At 50.0% G+C, this 17,331-nt stretch carries 14 protein-coding genes and 5 pseudogenes; 7 read left to right on the forward strand and 12 right to left on the reverse strand.

Going from position 1 to position 17,331, the window contains the following annotated elements; translation table 11 throughout:
* Positions 1 to 45: 45 nt before the first annotated feature.
* The 8 genes and pseudogenes from potI to CRI63_RS01975 form a co-directional block, all read right to left on the reverse strand.
* Entirely contained in the window at positions 46 to 891 is an 846-nt protein-coding gene (potI, locus tag CRI63_RS01940) for a putrescine ABC transporter permease PotI (protein WP_130258187.1), read from the reverse strand.
* Positions 888 to 1,832: a putrescine ABC transporter permease PotH gene (potH, locus tag CRI63_RS01945; protein ID WP_130214732.1), complete on the reverse strand. Its 945-nt coding sequence runs from the start codon at positions 1,830 to 1,832 to the stop codon at positions 888 to 890. Before potH ends, potI begins: the two co-directional genes overlap by 4 nt.
* Positions 1,833 to 1,841: 9 nt before the next feature.
* Positions 1,842 to 2,976 (reverse strand): annotated as a pseudogene (gene potG / locus CRI63_RS01950) (putrescine ABC transporter ATP-binding subunit PotG).
* A 94-nt stretch (positions 2,977 to 3,070) separates the two neighbouring features.
* Positions 3,071 to 4,183, reverse strand: coding sequence for a spermidine/putrescine ABC transporter substrate-binding protein PotF (gene potF / locus CRI63_RS01955; RefSeq protein WP_130205213.1), 1,113 nt, complete (start codon positions 4,181 to 4,183; stop codon positions 3,071 to 3,073).
* Between the two features lie 350 nt (positions 4,184 to 4,533).
* The gene (locus tag CRI63_RS01960) at positions 4,534 to 5,010 is read right to left on the reverse strand and encodes a YbjN domain-containing protein (protein ID WP_000203025.1); all 477 of its coding nucleotides are present in this window, start codon (positions 5,008 to 5,010) and stop codon (positions 4,534 to 4,536) included.
* 87 nt (positions 5,011 to 5,097) lie between these two features.
* Positions 5,098 to 6,001: pseudogene (gene rimK / locus CRI63_RS01965) on the reverse strand (30S ribosomal protein S6--L-glutamate ligase).
* A 60-nt stretch (positions 6,002 to 6,061) separates the two neighbouring features.
* A complete protein-coding gene (gene nfsA, locus CRI63_RS01970; protein ID WP_130214739.1) occupies positions 6,062 to 6,784 on the reverse strand; it encodes a nitroreductase NfsA in 723 nt (240 codons plus the stop codon).
* Positions 6,768 to 7,055: a DUF1418 family protein gene (locus CRI63_RS01975; protein ID WP_130205207.1), complete on the reverse strand. Its 288-nt coding sequence runs from the start codon at positions 7,053 to 7,055 to the stop codon at positions 6,768 to 6,770. The genes nfsA and CRI63_RS01975 overlap by 17 nt, the downstream gene beginning before the upstream one ends.
* A 159-nt stretch (positions 7,056 to 7,214) precedes the next feature.
* Between CRI63_RS01975 and CRI63_RS01980 the strand changes: the two genes are divergently transcribed.
* Positions 7,215 to 7,472 (forward strand): GrxA family glutaredoxin, encoded by a 258-nt coding sequence (locus CRI63_RS01980; protein WP_130205205.1) that lies wholly within the window; start codon positions 7,215 to 7,217, stop codon positions 7,470 to 7,472.
* A gap of 31 nt (positions 7,473 to 7,503) precedes the next feature.
* On the opposite strand, the gene CRI63_RS01985 is transcribed toward CRI63_RS01980, so the two are convergent.
* Positions 7,504 to 7,881 carry an inner membrane protein YbjM gene (locus CRI63_RS01985; RefSeq protein ID WP_130205203.1) on the reverse strand — a complete coding sequence of 126 codons (378 nt, stop codon included), beginning with the start codon at positions 7,879 to 7,881 and terminating at the stop codon, positions 7,504 to 7,506.
* Positions 7,882 to 8,148: 267 nt separating this feature from the next.
* On the opposite strand from CRI63_RS01985, the pseudogene CRI63_RS01990 reads away from it, so the two are divergent.
* Positions 8,149 to 9,835: pseudogene (locus CRI63_RS01990) on the forward strand (aspartate:alanine antiporter).
* 136 nt (positions 9,836 to 9,971) lie between these two features.
* Here the strand turns inward: CRI63_RS01990 and rcdA are convergent.
* Positions 9,972 to 10,548, reverse strand: a pseudogene (rcdA, locus tag CRI63_RS01995) (DNA-binding transcriptional regulator RcdA).
* A gap of 83 nt (positions 10,549 to 10,631) precedes the next feature.
* On the opposite strand from rcdA, the gene CRI63_RS02000 reads away from it, so the two are divergent.
* The 3 genes from CRI63_RS02000 (at position 10,632) to ybjH (ending at position 13,018) form a co-directional block, all read left to right on the forward strand.
* Positions 10,632 to 11,840 carry an MFS transporter gene (locus tag CRI63_RS02000; RefSeq protein ID WP_131162165.1) on the forward strand — a complete coding sequence of 403 codons (1,209 nt, stop codon included), beginning with the start codon at positions 10,632 to 10,634 and terminating at the stop codon, positions 11,838 to 11,840.
* On the forward strand, positions 11,840 to 12,655 hold the full coding sequence (gene ybjI / locus CRI63_RS02005; RefSeq protein ID WP_130205195.1) for a 5-amino-6-(5-phospho-D-ribitylamino)uracil phosphatase: 816 nt from the start codon (positions 11,840 to 11,842) through the stop codon (positions 12,653 to 12,655). The genes CRI63_RS02000 and ybjI overlap by 1 nt, the downstream gene beginning before the upstream one ends.
* A gap of 84 nt (positions 12,656 to 12,739) precedes the next feature.
* Positions 12,740 to 13,018 carry a protein YbjH gene (ybjH, locus tag CRI63_RS02010; protein WP_130205193.1) on the forward strand — a complete coding sequence of 93 codons (279 nt, stop codon included), beginning with the start codon at positions 12,740 to 12,742 and terminating at the stop codon, positions 13,016 to 13,018.
* 41 nt (positions 13,019 to 13,059) lie between these two features.
* Here the strand turns inward: ybjH and mdfA are convergent, their stop codons facing one another.
* A complete protein-coding gene (gene mdfA, locus CRI63_RS02015; RefSeq protein ID WP_130205191.1) occupies positions 13,060 to 14,292 on the reverse strand; it encodes a multidrug efflux MFS transporter MdfA in 1,233 nt (410 codons plus the stop codon).
* A 275-nt stretch (positions 14,293 to 14,567) separates the two neighbouring features.
* Between mdfA and ybjG the strand changes: the two genes are divergently transcribed.
* Positions 14,568 to 15,164 carry an undecaprenyl-diphosphate phosphatase gene (gene ybjG / locus CRI63_RS02020; RefSeq protein WP_135518364.1) on the forward strand — a complete coding sequence of 199 codons (597 nt, stop codon included), beginning with the start codon at positions 14,568 to 14,570 and terminating at the stop codon, positions 15,162 to 15,164.
* A gap of 57 nt (positions 15,165 to 15,221) precedes the next feature.
* Positions 15,222 to 15,981 (forward strand): annotated as a pseudogene (gene deoR / locus CRI63_RS02025) (DNA-binding transcriptional repressor DeoR).
* Between the two features lie 47 nt (positions 15,982 to 16,028).
* Here deoR and dacC read toward each other — a convergent pair.
* Positions 16,029 to 17,231: a serine-type D-Ala-D-Ala carboxypeptidase gene (dacC, locus tag CRI63_RS02030; protein ID WP_135518336.1), complete on the reverse strand. Its 1,203-nt coding sequence runs from the start codon at positions 17,229 to 17,231 to the stop codon at positions 16,029 to 16,031.
* Positions 17,232 to 17,331: the final 100 nt, after the last annotated feature.

A 17,331-nucleotide genomic window follows, 5' to 3' on the forward strand; every position in this document is an offset into this window, starting at 1 on the left:
GACATGCGCGGCATTATGTAGCCAGGTTGGCAAATTTTAGTGTCTTCAGCCACGTCTTGCACGCTGGATATCACGTATCCGCTGCTTTTCTGCACGCGCCATCAGATACCAGGCGATAAATCCGACAATTCCGACCGCACCGAGAATTAACGTTGCAAGTGCGTTAATTTCTGGATTCACCCCCATCCGCACGCTGGAGAAGACCAGCATCGGTAACGTCGTGGCTCCCGGGCCGGAAACAAAGCTGGCAATCACCAGATCATCAAGCGACAAAGTAAAAGCCAGTAACCAGCCAGAAATAATCGCGGGCATGATCATCGGTAGCGTAATGACGAAAAACACTTTCAGCGGCATCGCACCGAGATCCATCGCCGCTTCTTCTATCGAGCGATCAAGTTCCCGCAGGCGCGACGAAATAACGACTGCCACATAAGCCGTACAGAAAGTGACATGCGCCAGCCAGATGGTGAGCATACCGCGGTCCGCAGGCCAGCCAATGGCATGAGCAAGCGCGACGAATAACAATAACAGCGACAATCCCGTGATCACATCTGGCATTACCAGCGGCGCGGTGATCATAAAGGCAAAACCATTTGATCCGCGAAACCTGCCAAAGCGCACCAGCACCACCGCCGCAATTGTCCCGAGGATCGCCGCCGCCGTCGCCGCACAGGCCGCAATTGTCAGACTTAAACCAACTGCACTCATCATTGCGTCATCGCGCAATAACTCACCGTACCAACGCGTTGACCAGCCCGCCCACACCGTCACCAGCTTCGAGCTGTTAAATGAATAGATAACCAGCATCAGCATTGGCGCATAAAGAAAGGTGAAGCCCAGCAGCAAAATCACAATCCGCCAGGGCGAACGAACGACCGGTAAATTATTCATCCGTGTTCTCCCACACTTTTTTGCTGATACTTGTGGAACCACATAATAGGCACGATTAGCAACAACAACATGATAATCGCCACTGCAGAGGCTACTGGCCAGTCACGGTTATTGAAGAACTCCTGCCACAGCACGCGCCCGATCATGATGCTATCCGGACCGCCGAGCAGTTCCGGGATCACAAACTCGCCCACGGCCGGGATAAACACCAGCATCGACCCGGCAATAATCCCACCTTTAGTCAGCGGCACGATCACAGTAAAGAACGTTTTCAGCGGGCGTGCACCGAGATCCAGCGCCGCTTCCACCAGCGAATAATCAATACGAATCAACGCGGTGTAGATCGGCAGCACCATAAACGGCACATAGGCGTAAACAATGCCAATATAGACCGCCAGGTTGGTATGCAGAATGGTCAGCGGTTGATCGATAACGCCCAGCCACAGCAGGAAGTTATTCAGCACGCCATTGTTTTTTAATATTCCCATCCAGGCATAAACGCGGATCAGAAACGAGGTCCACGACGGCAGGATCACCAGCAGCAATAAGATATTGCGGGTCGAGGGTTTACTGTGCGCCACCGCCCACGCCAGCGGGTAGCCGATCAGTAAACAGCAAAATGTCGAAATCGCCGCCACCTGTAACGACTGGAGATAAGCATCGAAATAGAGCGGATCGTCGGTCAGTTGCAGGAAATTACCGAAATTAAGGGTGATGGACAGTTGCCCGTCAGCCCACTCCATCAGTTCGGTATAAGGTGGAATGGCGCGCGCCATCTCCGCCAGGCTTATTTTAAAGACAATCAGAAATGGCAGCAGAAACAGCAAGATCAACCAGATATATGGCAACGCAATGACCAGTTTGCGCCCGTGCTTCATCTGCCACTGCGTAAGCCACTGTTTTAACCCGCCCGGCTGGACAGGAGGTTCAAGTGTACTCATCTTTGCTCCTTAAACCGTCAGCACCACACAACTGTCCACTTCCCAACATAAACGAACTTCATCACCCCAGGTCGGTAGCCCTTTGCGGTGACGATGCGCGTTTTGTAGCTGGGCGCTAATCATCTGCCCGCTTTTCAGACGAACGTGATACACCGAAAGATCGCCGAGATAGGCAATGTGTATCACCTCCCCCACCGCGAAGTTACAACCATTGGCGGGCGGCTCCTCGCAAAGCATGATTTTTTCCGGTCGCAGCGCCACATGTACCGGCACGTTATCGACCACTGACGCCAGCGGATCGACTTTCAGCGGATGGACCAGCCCCGGTGAATCGAGCAACAGGCCGTCTTCCTGACGCTCTTTTAGTAGCCCTTCAAAGACGTTGACTGAACCAATAAACTCGGCGCTGTAGCGGGTAGTCGGATGCTCGTAAATCTCTTCCGGCTCGCCAATCTGAACAAATTTCCCGCGATTCATAATGGCGATACGCCCCGCCATGGTCATCGCCTCTTCCTGATCGTGAGTAACCATTACGCAGGTCACGCCGACACGCTCCAGAATATCCACCACTTCAAGCTGCATCCGGTCACGCAATTTTTTTATCCAGCGCGCCCATCGGCTCATCGAGCAGTAATAGTTTCGGGCGCTTGGCAAGGCTTCGGGCCAGGGCCACACGCTGGCGTTGGCCACCGGAAAGCTGGTGTGGTTTGCGTTTGGCGAACTCCTGCATATGTACCAGTCCGAGCATCTCGTTGACCCGGCTGGCAATTTCCGCTTTTGGCAATTTGTCCTGCTTCAGGCCAAAGGCGATGTTCTGTTCCACGGTCATATGCGGAAACAGTGCGTAAGACTGAAACATCATATTGATGGGGCGTAGATAAGGAGGAACCCGTGACAGGTCGACGCCATCAAGCATAATCTGCCCGGCAGAAGGTTGTTCAAAACCTGCCAGCATACGTAACAGCGTGGATTTACCACAGCCGGATGCGCCCAGCAGTGCAAAGATTTCGCCTTTATAAATGGTCAGACTGACATCATCGACCGCATGTTGACCATCGTAGGATTTGGTCAAATTACGGATTTCTAATAGTGGTGTCAGCGACTTACGACTTTTCGCCTGCGGGCGAGGGATAGCGTCATTCACGGCTGCTCTCCGGCATTGAATGTGTGCAAGCGCACCATGATGGTGCGAATTGCCGGCGGGTGTGGTGCACCCGTCCGGCATCTACAACAGCAGATTATTTTCCGCTCTTCACTTTGGTCCAGGCGCGAGTGCGCACCCGATCGATTTTTGGATCCTGCACTTGTAGTGTGAACATTTTGGCGCGAACGTCCGCAGGCGGGTAAATTCCTGGGTTATCACGGACTTCCGCACTCACCAGCGGCGTGGCTGCTTTATTGGCGTTAGCATAGAACACATGGTCGGAGATATGCGCTACGACATCCGGACGCAGCAGGTAATTCAGGAACTGATACGCTTCGTCTTTATTTTTGGCATCCGCAGGCATGGCGAATACATCAAAGAATGCCATCGCCCCTTCTTTTGGAATCGAGAACGAGACATTCACACCGTTTTTCGCTTCTTTCGCGCGGTTAGACGCCTGCCACACATCGCCCGCCCAGCCAATAGCGACGCAAATATCGCCGTTTGCCAGATCGTTAATGTATTGAGATGAATGGAAATAACGAATATTTGGACGCAGCTTTAACAGCAGATCGGTTGCCGGGCCAGTGTAATCATCCGCTTTGGTGCTGTTGGGATCTTTGCCGAGATAATTCAGCACGGTAGCAAAAACTTCTTCCGGCGCGTCAAGGAAAGAGACACCGCAGCTTTTCAGTTTTTCCAGATTTTCAGGTTTGAGGATCAAGTCCCAGCTATCGACGGGCGCGTTTTCGCCCAGTACCGCTTTGACTTTATCGACGTTGTAGCCAATTCCGGTGGTCGCCCACATATACGGCATGGCAAATTTATTGTCGGGATCGTGTTTTGCCACCAGCTTCAGCAGTTCTGGATCGAGATTCTTCCATTCTGGCAATTTGCTTTTATCCAACGGCTGGAATACACCAGCAGTCAGCTGGCGTTCAAGAAAACTGGCTGATGGAACGACAAGATCAAAGCCGGTGCTCCCCGCCATTAACTTGCCTTCCAATACTTCGTTGGAATCGAAAACATCGTAGACGACTTTTATACCCGTCTCTTTTTCAAAATTTGCCACTGTATCTGGAGCGATATAATCAGACCAGTTATAGATGTGGAGTGTTTTTTGTTCAGCCGCGAGCGTGCCGACAGAGACGGCCATCAGAGCACCTGCAACCAGACCCGATAGCCATTTTTTATTTAAGGCGGTCATATCTCTTTCCTTCTGAAAGTTCGTTAACAAACGAACAAAAGTTGTCACACTGAAAGATATGCAATAAACATGCATATTTTTTATCGGCGCGGCGCAAGAAAAGAGAACTCTCTCCCGGCCAGCATTGCTCGCTATATAAAAGCCTTGCAAGAATAACTTTAGCCAGGGTTTGAAACTATAGCTGTAATTAAAAAACAGTATTTAACAAATTTTTATGCGCATTTGCTCTATGTGATAAAGCAAATTCGGCACAAGACAAGTGAAAAAATCTTTAATGGAAGGTTAAATTTAGCAGGAAATATTATAATGCGCAGTCACTGCGGCAGCGACTGCGTGCTCAAAAAGAGTTATCAATGAAGGAAATAGTTTTCGGTAACGTTATTTTGCCCTTCATCGTCAGTCGGCAACAGCAGTTGATGGGCATTGGCTTCAAGGATGACCATCGAAATCTGCTCTTCACTCTGGCGTACGAACCATGCAAACTGTTCATAGGTTACGCCCTGCATAACGGATAAAGACTGGCAAACCACCAGCTTTGGCAGATTATCATCCTGCATATCAAGAAATGCTTTCACAGTCAGTGAACTGGCATTGATGGCCGACAAATCCGCCGCCAGCGGCAACACGGCTGAAGGTCTGACTTCCGCCATAGCAGAAAACAGGATCGTGTTATCAATCAGGTCGATTTTGGCATCAAAGACACCGTCGAAATTCTGCATATGCGGCAAATGTAGCGCCTGACAGTTATCACATTCAAAAAAACTCATCCCCAGGTCATCGAGCCATTGACGCAACGTATCCAGACCAGGAACGACCAGCGATGTCATAATTTTGTACAACCTCTTCCGATAAAAAGACTGGCACAGCTTACGCAAAAAGCGCAGGCAAAACCATGATCAGTCACGTTATTGCGACTAACCACCGGTTTTTAAGCAATATTCTGCCGTGGCGTGGCGCTCAATCCAACGGATCATTTTACCCGCGATGTCGATACCGGTGGTTTTCTCTATTCCTTCCAGACCGGGCGACGCATTCACCTCCATCACTAACGGTCCGCGATTTGCACGCAGAATATCCACACCAGCAACATCCAGAGCCATCGTTCGCGCGGCTTTTATGGCAATTTCACGCTCCTGCGGGGTAATACTGGCAATGCTTGCCGCACCTCCGCGATGCAAATTGGAGCGAAAATCGCCCTCTTTCGCCTGCCGTTCAATTGCCGCGACCACTTCATCGCCAACGACCAGACAACGGATATCACGGCCTTTTGCTTCTTTTATATATTCCTGCACCAGAATATGCGCATTAAGACCGCGAAAAGCGTCAATTACGCTTTCTGCTGCCTGACGCGTCTCCGCAAGCACCACTCCAATCCCCTGCCGTGCCTTCGACCAACTTGACCACCAGCGGCGCACCACCGACCATCTCGATTAAGTCGCTGGTATCATCCGGCGAATGCGCCATACCTGTTACAGGCAGGTCAATGCCCTGTCGCGCTAACAGTTGCATGGAACGCAATTTGTCACGCGCACGGGCAATCGCGACCGATTCATTCAACGGATAGCTCCCCAGCATTTCGAACTGGCGTAGCGCCGCCGTCCCATAAAAGGTAATGGCGGTGCCAATGCGTGGGATCACCGCGTCAAAATGGGGTAGCTTGCGGCCTTTATAATGAATAGAAGACGCCGCAGGATTTATGTTCATATAGCAAGAAAGCGGATCGAGAATTTCAACCAGGTGACCGCGCTGTATGGCAGCTTCACGCAGCCGCTTACACGAATAGAGCGTTCCATCCCGGGACAATATGGCAATTTTCACCCTGCACCTCTCTGTCAGACCTGGTCAAAAGCCCGCGTATAATACATCGGCGTTACGGTTTTAGCGCGTCGCCCAACCTTGTTTATGTAAATAATCGAGAATAAAAGGACGGCTTTCTTTAATGATTGTCCGACGAATATGGTCGCTCCAGGTATCCCGACGATTATTGCTGCCACGGGTGAGATAATATTCCGCCAGTTGCTCGTCATACTGCGCCAGAGCGTCTTTATCCAGCGGTTGATAGCTGTTTTCATGCACTAAAATGGAGGCAGGTAAACGCGGCTTGAGATCCGGGTTATCCGCAGGCCAACCTAGACACAGACCAAACAACGGCAGAACATGCTTTGGTAACTTCAGCAGTTCTGTCACTGCTTCGATATTATTGCGCAGTCCACCAATATATACTCCGCCCAACCCCAGCGATTCCGCTGCAGTTAACGCATTTTGCGCCATCATTGCCGTATCAACGACACCGAGCAACAGTTGTTCCGCCAGGCCAAGTTGTGCATCCGGACAGATCTGTAAATGACGGTTAAAGTCGGCACAGAACACCCAGAACTCCGCCGCTTGCGCTACGTGTTTTTGCCCGCCGGTCAGCGTTACCAGTTCTTCACGCAGCGTTCTATCGGTAATGCGAATAATGCTACTGCATTGCAAAAAACTGGAACTGGAAGTCGCTCGGGCGCTGTTGATAATCGCCTCACGCTGCGCCTCAGAAATGGGGTCATCAGTGAAATGGCGAATGGAGCGATGGCCACAAATAAGTTCAATGGTTGGCGTCATTATCTTTTTCTCTTTCTGAACGTGAAGATTCCAGTGGGCGGTTCATCAGTTGTGGGGCAAGCCGTTTTGCCACCTGAAGAATAACCACCACCGCAGCGGGAAGCATGAGCAAAACACCGAGAAAAATCATCAGAATTTGTATCTCTGGCGTCGAAAACGGTACCGGAAGCGAAAGGTAATGGCTTAACGACAGCAGCGCCGTCACCAGTAACATCATGCCGATGAATTCCAGTATCAACACGCTTTTAGGTAATTTACCGATCGCGCGCATAGGCTTCCCTCTGCAAAGTGAATTGCTATTTTAAAACCTTTCGTTGCGTTGTACTTAACAGTTATAGCTTTAAGCAATCAATGCAACAGGTTAAACCTGCTTTCAGCGAATAAATTTTGGCGTAATCATGGCGGACATAAACAGATGAGGAGAGAAACAATGCAAACCGTTATTTTTGGTCGTCCGGGTTGCCCTTACTGCGTGCGTGCTAAAGAGTTGGCAGACAAACTGAGTAATGAACGCGATGACTTTGAATATCAGTATGTTGATATTCGTGCAGAAGGGATTAGCAAAGAAGATTTACAACAGAAAGCGGGTAAACCAGTAGAAACCGTACCGCAGATCTTTGTCGATCAGCAACACATCGGCGGCTATACCGATTTTGCTGCCTGGGTGAAAGAGAATCTTGAAGCCTGATTGCCGGATAAGCCCTCTCTGTTTGAGGGCTTTATTGATTTTTTCTGTGCTGTGACTTGAACAAACTACTAATAAACAAGAAACACAACGCTCCCAACGCACACCAGAAGACGGCGCTCAATAACCACGCCAGCTCTTGCCAGAATGAGCGTGTTGGTGAAAAAAACAGACGCATAATTAACATAGAACACGGTGCCGCCAGCATTGCGCCAAACAGCGGTTTAAGGACTTCTCTACGCTGCGAAAAAAAGCTGGCAACCGCCCCAGGAAGAATGAAAAACAGCAAGCCGATTTCAGGATGCCCGGCAGCCCGAAAAGCGCCTTTCATTTGCGTCGCCAGGAACAGGCACACTACAATGAAGAGGACAAAACAGCAGATTGCCCCCGCCCAACGTTGTTTATGTTTCACTCGCTCCTCCTGACACTGCCTCTATCGAACACATTTTCGCCACTATGGCGTTCAGTAAGATAAAGCCGCTTCGCATTCCATGCTAATATAGGCCAACGCAATTTTTATAGCCGTTGGTACTTAATGTGATTACACTAGTAAAATATATTGTTTCTTTACTATTGCTTATGTGCGCTGAATGAATCCGCGCCCTGATTTCAGGTAAAAACATTATCTTAAATTATCATTTCTTTCAACAGCTTACTCGTAAACAAGAAGTTAGTCTCCGTGAATATAAACGTCGCCGAATTGTTAAATGGGAATTACATTCTGTTATTATTTGTAGTCCTTGCGCTTGGACTATGTCTAGGAAAATTACGACTTGGTTCAATCCAACTGGGTAATTCCATTGGCGTTTTAGTCGTCTCGTTACTATTAGGGCAACAACATTTCAGCATTAACACCGACGCGCTTAATCTTGGCTTTATGTTGTTTATTTTCTGCGTCGGGGTCGAAGCCGGACCCAACTTTTTTTTCCATTTTTTTCCGCGATGGGAAAAATTACCTAATGTTAGCTCTGGTGATGGTTAGCAGTGCGCTGGCGATCGCCTTAGGGTTGGGTAAGCTGTTTGGCTGGGATATCGGTCTGACGGCCGGTATGTTGGCTGGCTCCATGACATCGACACCGGTTCTGGTCGGTGCTGGCGACACATTACGCCATTCCGGTATGGAAAGCGGACAGCTCTCCACAGCACTGGATAATCTAAGCCTTGGGTATGCGTTAACTTATTTAATTGGCCTGGTGAGTTTAATTGTCGGTGCACGTTATTTACCGAAGTTGCAACATCAGGATTTACAGACCAGCGCCCAACAAATCGCTCGCGAACGTGGCCTGGACACCGATGCCAGCCGAAAAGTTTATTTGCCGGTGATCCGCGCCTACCGTGTCGGCCCGGAGCTGGTGGCCTGGACCGACGGCAAAAATCTGCGTGAATTGGGTATTTATCGTCAAACTGGTTGCTACATTGAACGTATTCGTCGTAACGGGATTCTGGCAAATCCGGATGGCGACGCCGTGCTGCAAATGGGCGATGAGATAGCGTTAGTGGGATATCCAGACGCTCACGCCCGCCTCGATCCCAGCTTCCGTAACGGTAAAGAAGTTTTTGATCGTGACCTTCTCGACATGCGTATCGTCACTGAAGAGGTCGTCGTCAAAAACCATAACGCGGTAGGTAAACGTCTGGCACAACTGAAGTTGACCGATCACGGTTGCTTCCTTAACCGCGTCATCCGCAGCCAGATTGAGATGCCAATTGATGACAACGTTGTGCTTAATAAAGGTGATGTTTTACAGGTGAGCGGCGATGCCCGTCGCGTGAAAACCATTGCTGACCGCATCGGCTTTATCTCGATTCACAGCCAGGTCACAGACCTGCTGGCATTCTGCGCGTTCTTTGTTATTGGCCTGATGATCGGGATGATCACCTTCCAGTTCAGTACATTTAGCTTCGGCATGGGTAACGCTGCTGGCTTGTTATTCGCCGGCATTATGTTGGGCTTTATGCGCGCTAACCACCCGACCTTCGGTTACATTCCGCAGGGAGCGTTAAGCATGGTGAAAGAGTTCGGCTTGATGGTGTTTATGGCAGGCGTTGGTTTAAGCGCCGGTAGCGGCATTAATAACGGCCTGGGCGCGATCGGTGGTCAGATGTTAATTGCCGGATTGATTGTCAGTCTGGTGCCGGTGGTTATCTGCTTCCTGTTCGGCGCTTATGTACTGCGTATGAACCGCGCACTCCTGTTCGGCGCGATGATGGGCGCGCGTACTTGTGCTCCGGCAATGGAGATCATCAGCGACACCGCACGCAGTAACATCCCAGCCTTAGGTTATGCGGGTACTTATGCAATAGCTAACGTACTGCTAACGCTGGCCGGGACAATCATTGTCATGGTATGGCCAGGACTCGGATAAAACTGAAGTTGCCCTGAAAATGAAATTTTTTTTGTACAATCGGCGAACTTTTCTTTGGGGCATCAGTCTTAATTAGTGCCACTGCTTTTCTTTGATGTCCCCATTTTGTGGAGCCCATCAACCCCGCCATTTTGGTTCAAGGTTGATGGGTTTTTTGTTGCCTGAAGTTTATCTCCTGCCCCGCCACTCGTGCCACCATCCGTAAAATCTCCTCGCGCGATAGCGGCTTACGGTCAGTGACAAAATGCAGCGTCATCCCTTCAATAAAAGCATCCAGAGCCCGGGCCGTTCCAGGTTCAAACCATTGTTCGAGTGTTTGCTGACTGCGCTGCATCCAGTTTTGCATCACTGTTTTTAATAACGGTTTTCGACTGGCCAGCGCGTAGAGTTGATACATCAGTTCCATGTTGTCCGGCGTTGCAACCTGCGAGCTGTAGATCATTTCTGTGATGGCCTGGCAGGCACTGGGGGCATCTCTGACATCGAGAAAAAAATGCCTGATATTGCAGTGACATAGTCTGCGTAAAGCTACTGAACGCCTCCAGTAATAGCTCATCAATTCCTGAAAAATAGTAGGTCATCGACCCTAACGGTACCCCGGCAAGGGTAGCTATTTTACGGTGCGTCACGGCATGTATTCCGTAAAGTTTCACCGCCTCGAGAGTGGCCTGGATGATTTTTTCTCGCCGTTGTGGATCGTTAGCGCGACGCATGTCATTTCCTCTCTCTGCAATTGTGTACAAATGTACACAACCTTGCTAAGGTTGTCTTCTCTCTTCTTTTTTTGACGTGATCTATGACCGTAAATTCTTCACGTAATGCATTGAAACGCCGTACCTGGGCGCTGTTTATGTTCTTCTTTTTGCCGGGCCTTCTAATGGCTTCCTGGGCAACCAGAACGCCCGCTATCCGCGACATTCTTTCTGTCTCTATCGCCGAAATGGGCGGTGTTCTCTTTGGTCTGTCAATCGGTTCGATGAGCGGTATTCTCTGCTCGGCGTGGTTAGTAAAACGCTTTGGGACGCGTAATGTCATCCTGGTCACGATGTCCTGCGCATTGATCGGGATGATGATATTAAGTCTGGCGCTCTGGCTGACATCTCCTGTGCTCTTTGCCGTTGGTCTTGGCGTTTTTGGCGCCAGTTTTGGTTCCGCAGAAGTGGCGATAAACGTTGAAGGTGCTGCCGTTGAGAGAGAAATGAATAAAACGGTTTTGCCGATGATGCATGGCTTCTACAGCCTCGGTACGCTGGCGGGGGCTGGTGTAGGGATGGCGCTGACGGCCTTTGGAGTTCCGGCAACTGTTCACATTTTGCTGGCGGCGCTGGTGGGCATCGCGCCTATTTATATCGCTATTCAGGCAATCCCTGACGGTACGGGAAAAAATGCTGCCGATGGCACGCAGCATAGTGAAAAAGGGGTTCCTTTTTATCGCGATATTCAGTTGCTATTAATTGGTGTCGTGGTGCTGGCAATGGCTTTTGCAGAAGGTTCTGCCAACGACTGGTTACCCTTATTAATGGTTGATGGTCACGGTTTTAGCCCTACTTCCGGCTCGCTGATTTATGCCGGTTTTACCCTGGGGATGACCGTTGGACGTTTTACCGGCGGCTGGTTTATTGATCGCTACAGCCGCGTTGCCGTGGTACGTGCCAGTGCACTAATGGGTGCGTTGGGTATCGGGCTAATTATTTTTGTTGATAGCGCCTGGGTCGCCGGGGTATCTGTCGTTCTTTGGGGACTGGGTGCCTCGCTGGGCTTCCCGCTGACCATTTCAGCCGCCAGTGATACCGGCCCCGATGCGCCAACCCGTGTCAGCGTTGTGGCAACGACCGGTTATCTGGCTTTCCTCGTCGGGCCGCCGCTGCTGGGCTATCTCGGCGAACATTATGGATTACGTAGTGCAATGCTGGTTGTACTGGCGCTGGTTATTCTCGCGGCTATCGTCGCAAAAGCCGTCGCCAAACCCAATACAAAAACGCAGACTGCGATGGAGAATAGTTGATGGGCATTAAATTAATTGCGGTAGACATGGACGGTACTTTCTTAAGCGATCAAAAAACCTATAACCGCGAGCGGTTTATGGCCCAATATCAGCAGATGAAAGCACAAGGTATTCGCTTTGTGGTTGCCAGCGGGAATCAATATTATCAGTTGATCTCATTCTTCCCCGAAATTGCCGATGAAATTGCTTTTGTGGCGGAAAATGGCGGCTGGGTAGTGAGCGAAGGCAAAGATGTTTTTAATGGTGAGCTATCGAAAGATGCTTTTGCCACTGTCGTGGCGCATTTGCTGACGCGCCCGGAAGTGGAGATTATTGCCTGCGGTAAAAATAGCGCCTATACCCTCAAAAAATATGACGATGCCATGAAAACTGTGGCGGAAATGTATTATCACCGTCTGGAATACGTCGATAACTTTGACAACTTAGAAGATATCTTCTTCAAGTTTGGCCTGAATCTTTCCGATGAACTGATTCCACAAGTGCAGAAAGCATTACATGAAGCCATCGGCGATATTATGGTGCCAGTGCATACCGGCAACGGCAGCATCGATTTAATCATCCCCGGCGTGCATAAAGCCAATGGTCTGCGTCAACTCCAGAAATTATGGGGAATAGACGACAGCGAAGTCGTGGTCTTTGGTGATGGCGGTAATGATATTGAGATGCTGCGTCAGGCAGGGTACAGCTTCGCAATGGAAAATGCCGGCAGCGCGGTTGTTGCAGCGGCGAAATATCGTGCAGGTTCCAATAACCGTGAAGGCGTACTGGACGTGATTGATAAAGTTCTTAAACACGAAGCGCCATTTAATCAATAAAACGGCAGCACGCCCGGCAACACAACGCCTGAATGAAGGCTGCATAATTCGCAGAAATTAACTCACCGGATTATTTCAGGCGAAATGATTATGAAGAATTATGTTTTGCTGGGCGCGTTTCTCATGAGCTTTGCCGGTGCAACGATGGCGCAAAGCGTTACCGTCGATGTGCCGAGTGGATACAAAGTGGTAGTGGTCCCTGATTCTGTCAGCGTTCCACAAGCAGTCAGTGTCGCTACTGTGCCGCAAACCGTCTATGTGGCTCCTGCTCCAGCTTACCGTCCACATCCGTATGTTCGTCACCTTGCCAGCGTTGGCGAAGGAATGGTTATCGAACATCAGATCGATGACCATCACCATTAATACGAAAATGCCTGATTGCATTGTGCAATCAGGCATTTTTTTTACCCTTCGTGCGAATTTCCTACCTGTTTATCTTTTAAAAAGATAAACATCAGCAGCAGCCACAAAATTCCGTTGGCAAGGTTGAAGAGATTAAACAGACCATTGCCGCCGTTCAGGTACGCGTGTTTACTGATCTCAATACCGACAGTGAAAATCAGCATTTGCAACATCCCCATCGCCGCCGAGACAGTACCTTTACTCATATCGCTGGCAAACAGGGTTAATCGCACCAGTCCCGCATTCGCCAGACCAATACCGAAAGCATAAATACTTAACCCAGCGGTCATCCATAAATACGCGTGCGATGAGATGACCGTTGCCGCAGCGGCGACCAACAGACCAATCATAATCGGCCAACCGCCCATAATGATCAGCGAACGTACGGTGCGACGCGAGGTCAGTCGCGCCAGCAGTAGGTTCCCCGCAATTAATGCGCCGAAAATGGGAACTTGCAGCAAACCATATTCATAGCTGCTCAACTGCTCGCCGGTAATGATGATAATCGGCGACTGGGCGATCCACGCCAACAACGGCAGACTAACAAACCCCAGTGCCAGCGCCCCCGCAACAAAACGACCATTCTTCAGCACCAGCTTGTAGTCACGACCTAGCTCTTTCAGCGACAGTTTCTCGCCTATACGCGTGGCGGTTTCTGGCATGGCTCGTTGCAGGCCGAAGAAGGAGATCGTTGCCAATGCGGCAAATAATACAAACATCCCTTCCCAGGGCAGCACATGGATCCACGCCGCGCCCACCAACGGGCCGAGTAGCGGAGCAATCAGCGCCACGTTCGCCATCAGTGCAGTGATCTTGATACAAACCGCCTCTTCGAAGGATTCCTGAATTGCGGCGTAACCTACAGCGCCAATGAAACAGAGGCTTATGCCCTGCAAGAAGCGCAACAGCGTGAATTGTTCAATGTTTTGCGCCAGTAATATCGCCAGACAAGTGATGATAAACCACACTACGCCCGCCAGCATCACCGGACGGCGACCAATACGATCCGACAATGGCCCCAGCAGCCACTGTAAAAACATCCCACCCGCAAGGTACGCGGTCATCGAGGTAGGAACCCAATCAATGCCCGCCTGGTACTGTTCCACCACGGCCAACATACCGGGCTGAATCATATCGTTACCGATATAGGTTGAGAATTCGTAGAGCACCAGACAGAGAGGGAAAAGTAATGCCTGACGTCCAAGTCTGGCACCATTAGCTAATCTATTTTGCATGCAATTTCTTCGCCAATAATAATCGCGCAAAGTTTAATAAAAGCGCGGCTAACGAGAAAGCAATTTTTGCCCCTTAAGCACATTCTTACATTAATCGGCGATTAGACTCTCTTTTTTTTAAGCTTTATTTAACTACCGCGCGTTACCATTACTTCACGTAATACGGGCCGCTTATGAGAAATAAGACGATGCCGCTTTACCCTGTTTAACATGCACCTTATTCTCACCGCCTTGCCTGACGGCTCCCCATTAAACACCTTATGAGTCTGGAAGTTATGCTGGAAAATCTCAATTACTCATTATTCTCTCTAATTAATGCCACGCCAGATTCTTCTCCGTGGATGATCTCGTTGGCGATTTTTATTGCCAAAGATTTGATTACTGTGGTGCCGCTACTGGCCGGGGTACTTTGGCTGTGGGGACGTACGGCGCAACGGCAGATAGTGATAAAAATAGCGATCGCACTGGCTGTAAGTCTGTTTGTTTCCTGGGGGATGGGGCATTTATTTCCGCATGACCGCCCGTTTGTCGAGAATATCGGCTATAACTTCCTGCACCATGCGGCGGATGACTCTTTCCCGAGCGATCACGGCACAGTGACCTTCACCTTCGCTCTGGCATTTTTAATCTGGCATCGTTTGTGGTCCGGATCACTTCTCATGGTGCTGGCCGTAATTATTGCCTGGTCGCGGGTCTACCTTGGCGTCCACTGGCCACTGGATATGCTTGGTGGATTGTTAGCGGGAATGATTGGTTGCCTTAGCGCGCAGATTATCTGGCAAGCTGCGGGGGCGATGCTCTACCAGCGACTGCAATCGTGGTATCGCTTCTGTTTCGCCTTACCGATCCGTAAAGGCTGGGTACGTGGCTGATTTCGGATAAAACGTGTAATATCAGGCGGCTCGCTTCAATAACTATTCAGAGGGAATATGGAAACACGTCGCGAAGAGCGCATCGGGCAATTACTCCAGGAATTAAAACGCAGCGATAAGTTACATCTGAAGGACGCCGCCGCCCTACTTGGGGTTTCAGAGATGACGATTCGTCGCGACCTGAATAACAACAGCGCCCCCGTCGTATTACTCGGCGGCTATATCGTTCTCGAACCACGCAGCGCCAGCCATTACCTGCTAAGCGACCAAAAATCCCGTCTGGTGGAAGAAAAAACGCCGCGCTGCGAAACTGGCCGCGACGTTGGTAGAACCCGGTCAGACCCTCTTTTTTGACTGCGGCACCACTACGCCCTGGATTATTGAAGCGATTGATAATGAAATCCCTTTCACCGCCGTTTGTTATTCACTAAATACCTTTCTGGCGCTGCAAGAGAAACCACATTGCCGGGCGTTTCTTAGTGGTGGAGAATTTCACGCCAGCAACGCCATCTTCAAACCTATCGATTTTCAACAAACGCTGAATAATTTTTGTCCGGATATCGCTTTTTATTCCGCTGCGGGTGTACATATCAAAAAAGGCGCAACCTGTTTTAATCTTGAAGAGTTGCCGGTAAAACACTGGGCTATGTCGATGGCGCAAAAGCATGTGCTGGTTGTCGACCACAGTAAGTTTGGTAAAGTACGTCCGGCGCGCATGGGCGACCTGAAACGCTTTGATATCGTAGTAAGCGATCGTAGTCCGGAAGATGAGTATGTGAAGTACGCGCAAACGCAGCGTATTAAGTTAATGTATTAATTAAGCATCACCGGATGACGTCAACGCGTCACCCGGTCATCTCAAGATTAAGAGAACCAGCTACCAAACCACTGATGGAATTTCATCATCACGAAATCCCACATCCGACCAAAGAATCCCCCCTCTTCCACATTCTCCATTACGATCAGCGGACGCTGTTCAATAGATTTACCGTTAAGCTGGAAATCAATGGTTCCGACGACCTGGCCTTTTTTCAGCGGTGCGGTGAGCTGCGGTTCGGTTAATGTATAACTGGCTTTCAGGTTTTTCAGTTGTCCACGCGGAATAGTCACCGCTCCGCCTTCGCCAGCACCGAGATTCACTTCACTCTTATCGCCAAACCAGACTCGCTGGGTCACAAAGGTGGCATCAGGTTTAATTGGTGTCACGGTTTCAAAGAAACGGAAGCCCCAGGTGAGCAACTTTTCGGACTCATTAAAACGGATACGATCGGTTTTCGCTCCCAGTACCACAGAGATCAAACGCATGTCGCCCTGGGTCGCGGAGGCCACCAGGTTGTAACCGGCTCCTGCCGTAGTACCGGTCTTCATGCCATCGACATTGACATTACTACTCCACAGCAGACGGTTACGGTTAGGCTGGCGAATCTTGTTGAAGGTAAATTCCTTCTCTTTATGAATGGCGTACTCTTCCGGTACATCGTGGATTAACGCTTTGCCCAGCAAGGCCATATCGCGTGCGGTACTGAACTGCCCCGGTGCGTCGAGGCCGTGCACCGTCTGGAAGGTGGTGTTGGTCAGGCCCAATTTTTTAGCATAACCATTCATCAAGCCAATAAATGACTCCTGACTGCCCGCGACGTAATCTGCCAGCGCAATACAGGCGTCATTACCGGACTGAATAATCACGCCTTTGTTTAAATCGGCCACCGAAACCTGATCGCCCGGTTTGAGGAACATCACCGATGAACCGCGCAGCGCCGGATTCCCCGTCGCCCAGGCATCTTTACCGACCGTCACCATATCGGTGAGTTTAATCTTATCGGCCTTGAGCGCCTGCCCAACCACATAGCTGGTCATGATTTTGGTCAGACTGGCTGGGTCCAGTTTCTCATCCGCATTACCTTCAGCCAGCACTTTTCCGCTGGCGTAATCCATTAAAATCCATGCACGCGCATCCACGCTCGGCGCGTCAACGGTTTGTTCCGCCGCGAATGCCGTTGGGGCAAAAAGGAATAAAAATGCAGAACCCGCAGCAAGACCACGAAGGAGAGAGGAGTATTGCGTCATAAATGCCACCCGAGTATCCATTCAAAAAAAATACGTTATATCGCCGTATGATAAGTTCGGTGATTAATAACGCACACACAAACTTAAAGAAACCGTAAGT

The sequence above is a fragment of the Escherichia sp. E2661 genome (assembly GCF_004745185.1).
Classification (GTDB): Bacteria; Pseudomonadota; Gammaproteobacteria; order Enterobacterales; family Enterobacteriaceae; genus Escherichia.

Coding starts and splice junctions, on each gene's coding strand:
- potI (WP_130258187.1), bottom strand. CDS start 891: ATGAATAATTTACCGGTCGTTCGTTCGCCCTGGCGGATTGTGATTTTG.
- potH (WP_130214732.1), bottom strand. CDS start 1,832: ATGAGTACACTTGAACCTCCTGTCCAGCCGGGCGGGTTAAAACAGTGG.
- potF (WP_130205213.1), bottom strand. CDS start 4,183: ATGACCGCCTTAAATAAAAAATGGCTATCGGGTCTGGTTGCAGGTGCT.
- CRI63_RS01960 (WP_000203025.1), bottom strand. CDS start 5,010: ATGACATCGCTGGTCGTTCCTGGTCTGGATACGTTGCGTCAATGGCTC.
- nfsA (WP_130214739.1), bottom strand. CDS start 6,784: ATGACGCCAACCATTGAACTTATTTGTGGCCATCGCTCCATTCGCCAT.
- CRI63_RS01975 (WP_130205207.1), bottom strand. CDS start 7,055: ATGCGCGCGATCGGTAAATTACCTAAAAGCGTGTTGATACTGGAATTC.
- CRI63_RS01980 (WP_130205205.1), top strand. CDS start 7,215: ATGCAAACCGTTATTTTTGGTCGTCCGGGTTGCCCTTACTGCGTGCGT.
- CRI63_RS02000 (WP_131162165.1), top strand. CDS start 10,632: ATGACCGTAAATTCTTCACGTAATGCATTGAAACGCCGTACCTGGGCG.
- ybjI (WP_130205195.1), top strand. CDS start 11,840: ATGGGCATTAAATTAATTGCGGTAGACATGGACGGTACTTTCTTAAGC.
- ybjH (WP_130205193.1), top strand. CDS start 12,740: ATGATTATGAAGAATTATGTTTTGCTGGGCGCGTTTCTCATGAGCTTT.
- mdfA (WP_130205191.1), bottom strand. CDS start 14,292: ATGCAAAATAGATTAGCTAATGGTGCCAGACTTGGACGTCAGGCATTA.
- ybjG (WP_135518364.1), top strand. CDS start 14,568: ATGCTGGAAAATCTCAATTACTCATTATTCTCTCTAATTAATGCCACG.
- dacC (WP_135518336.1), bottom strand. CDS start 17,231: ATGACGCAATACTCCTCTCTCCTTCGTGGTCTTGCTGCGGGTTCTGCA.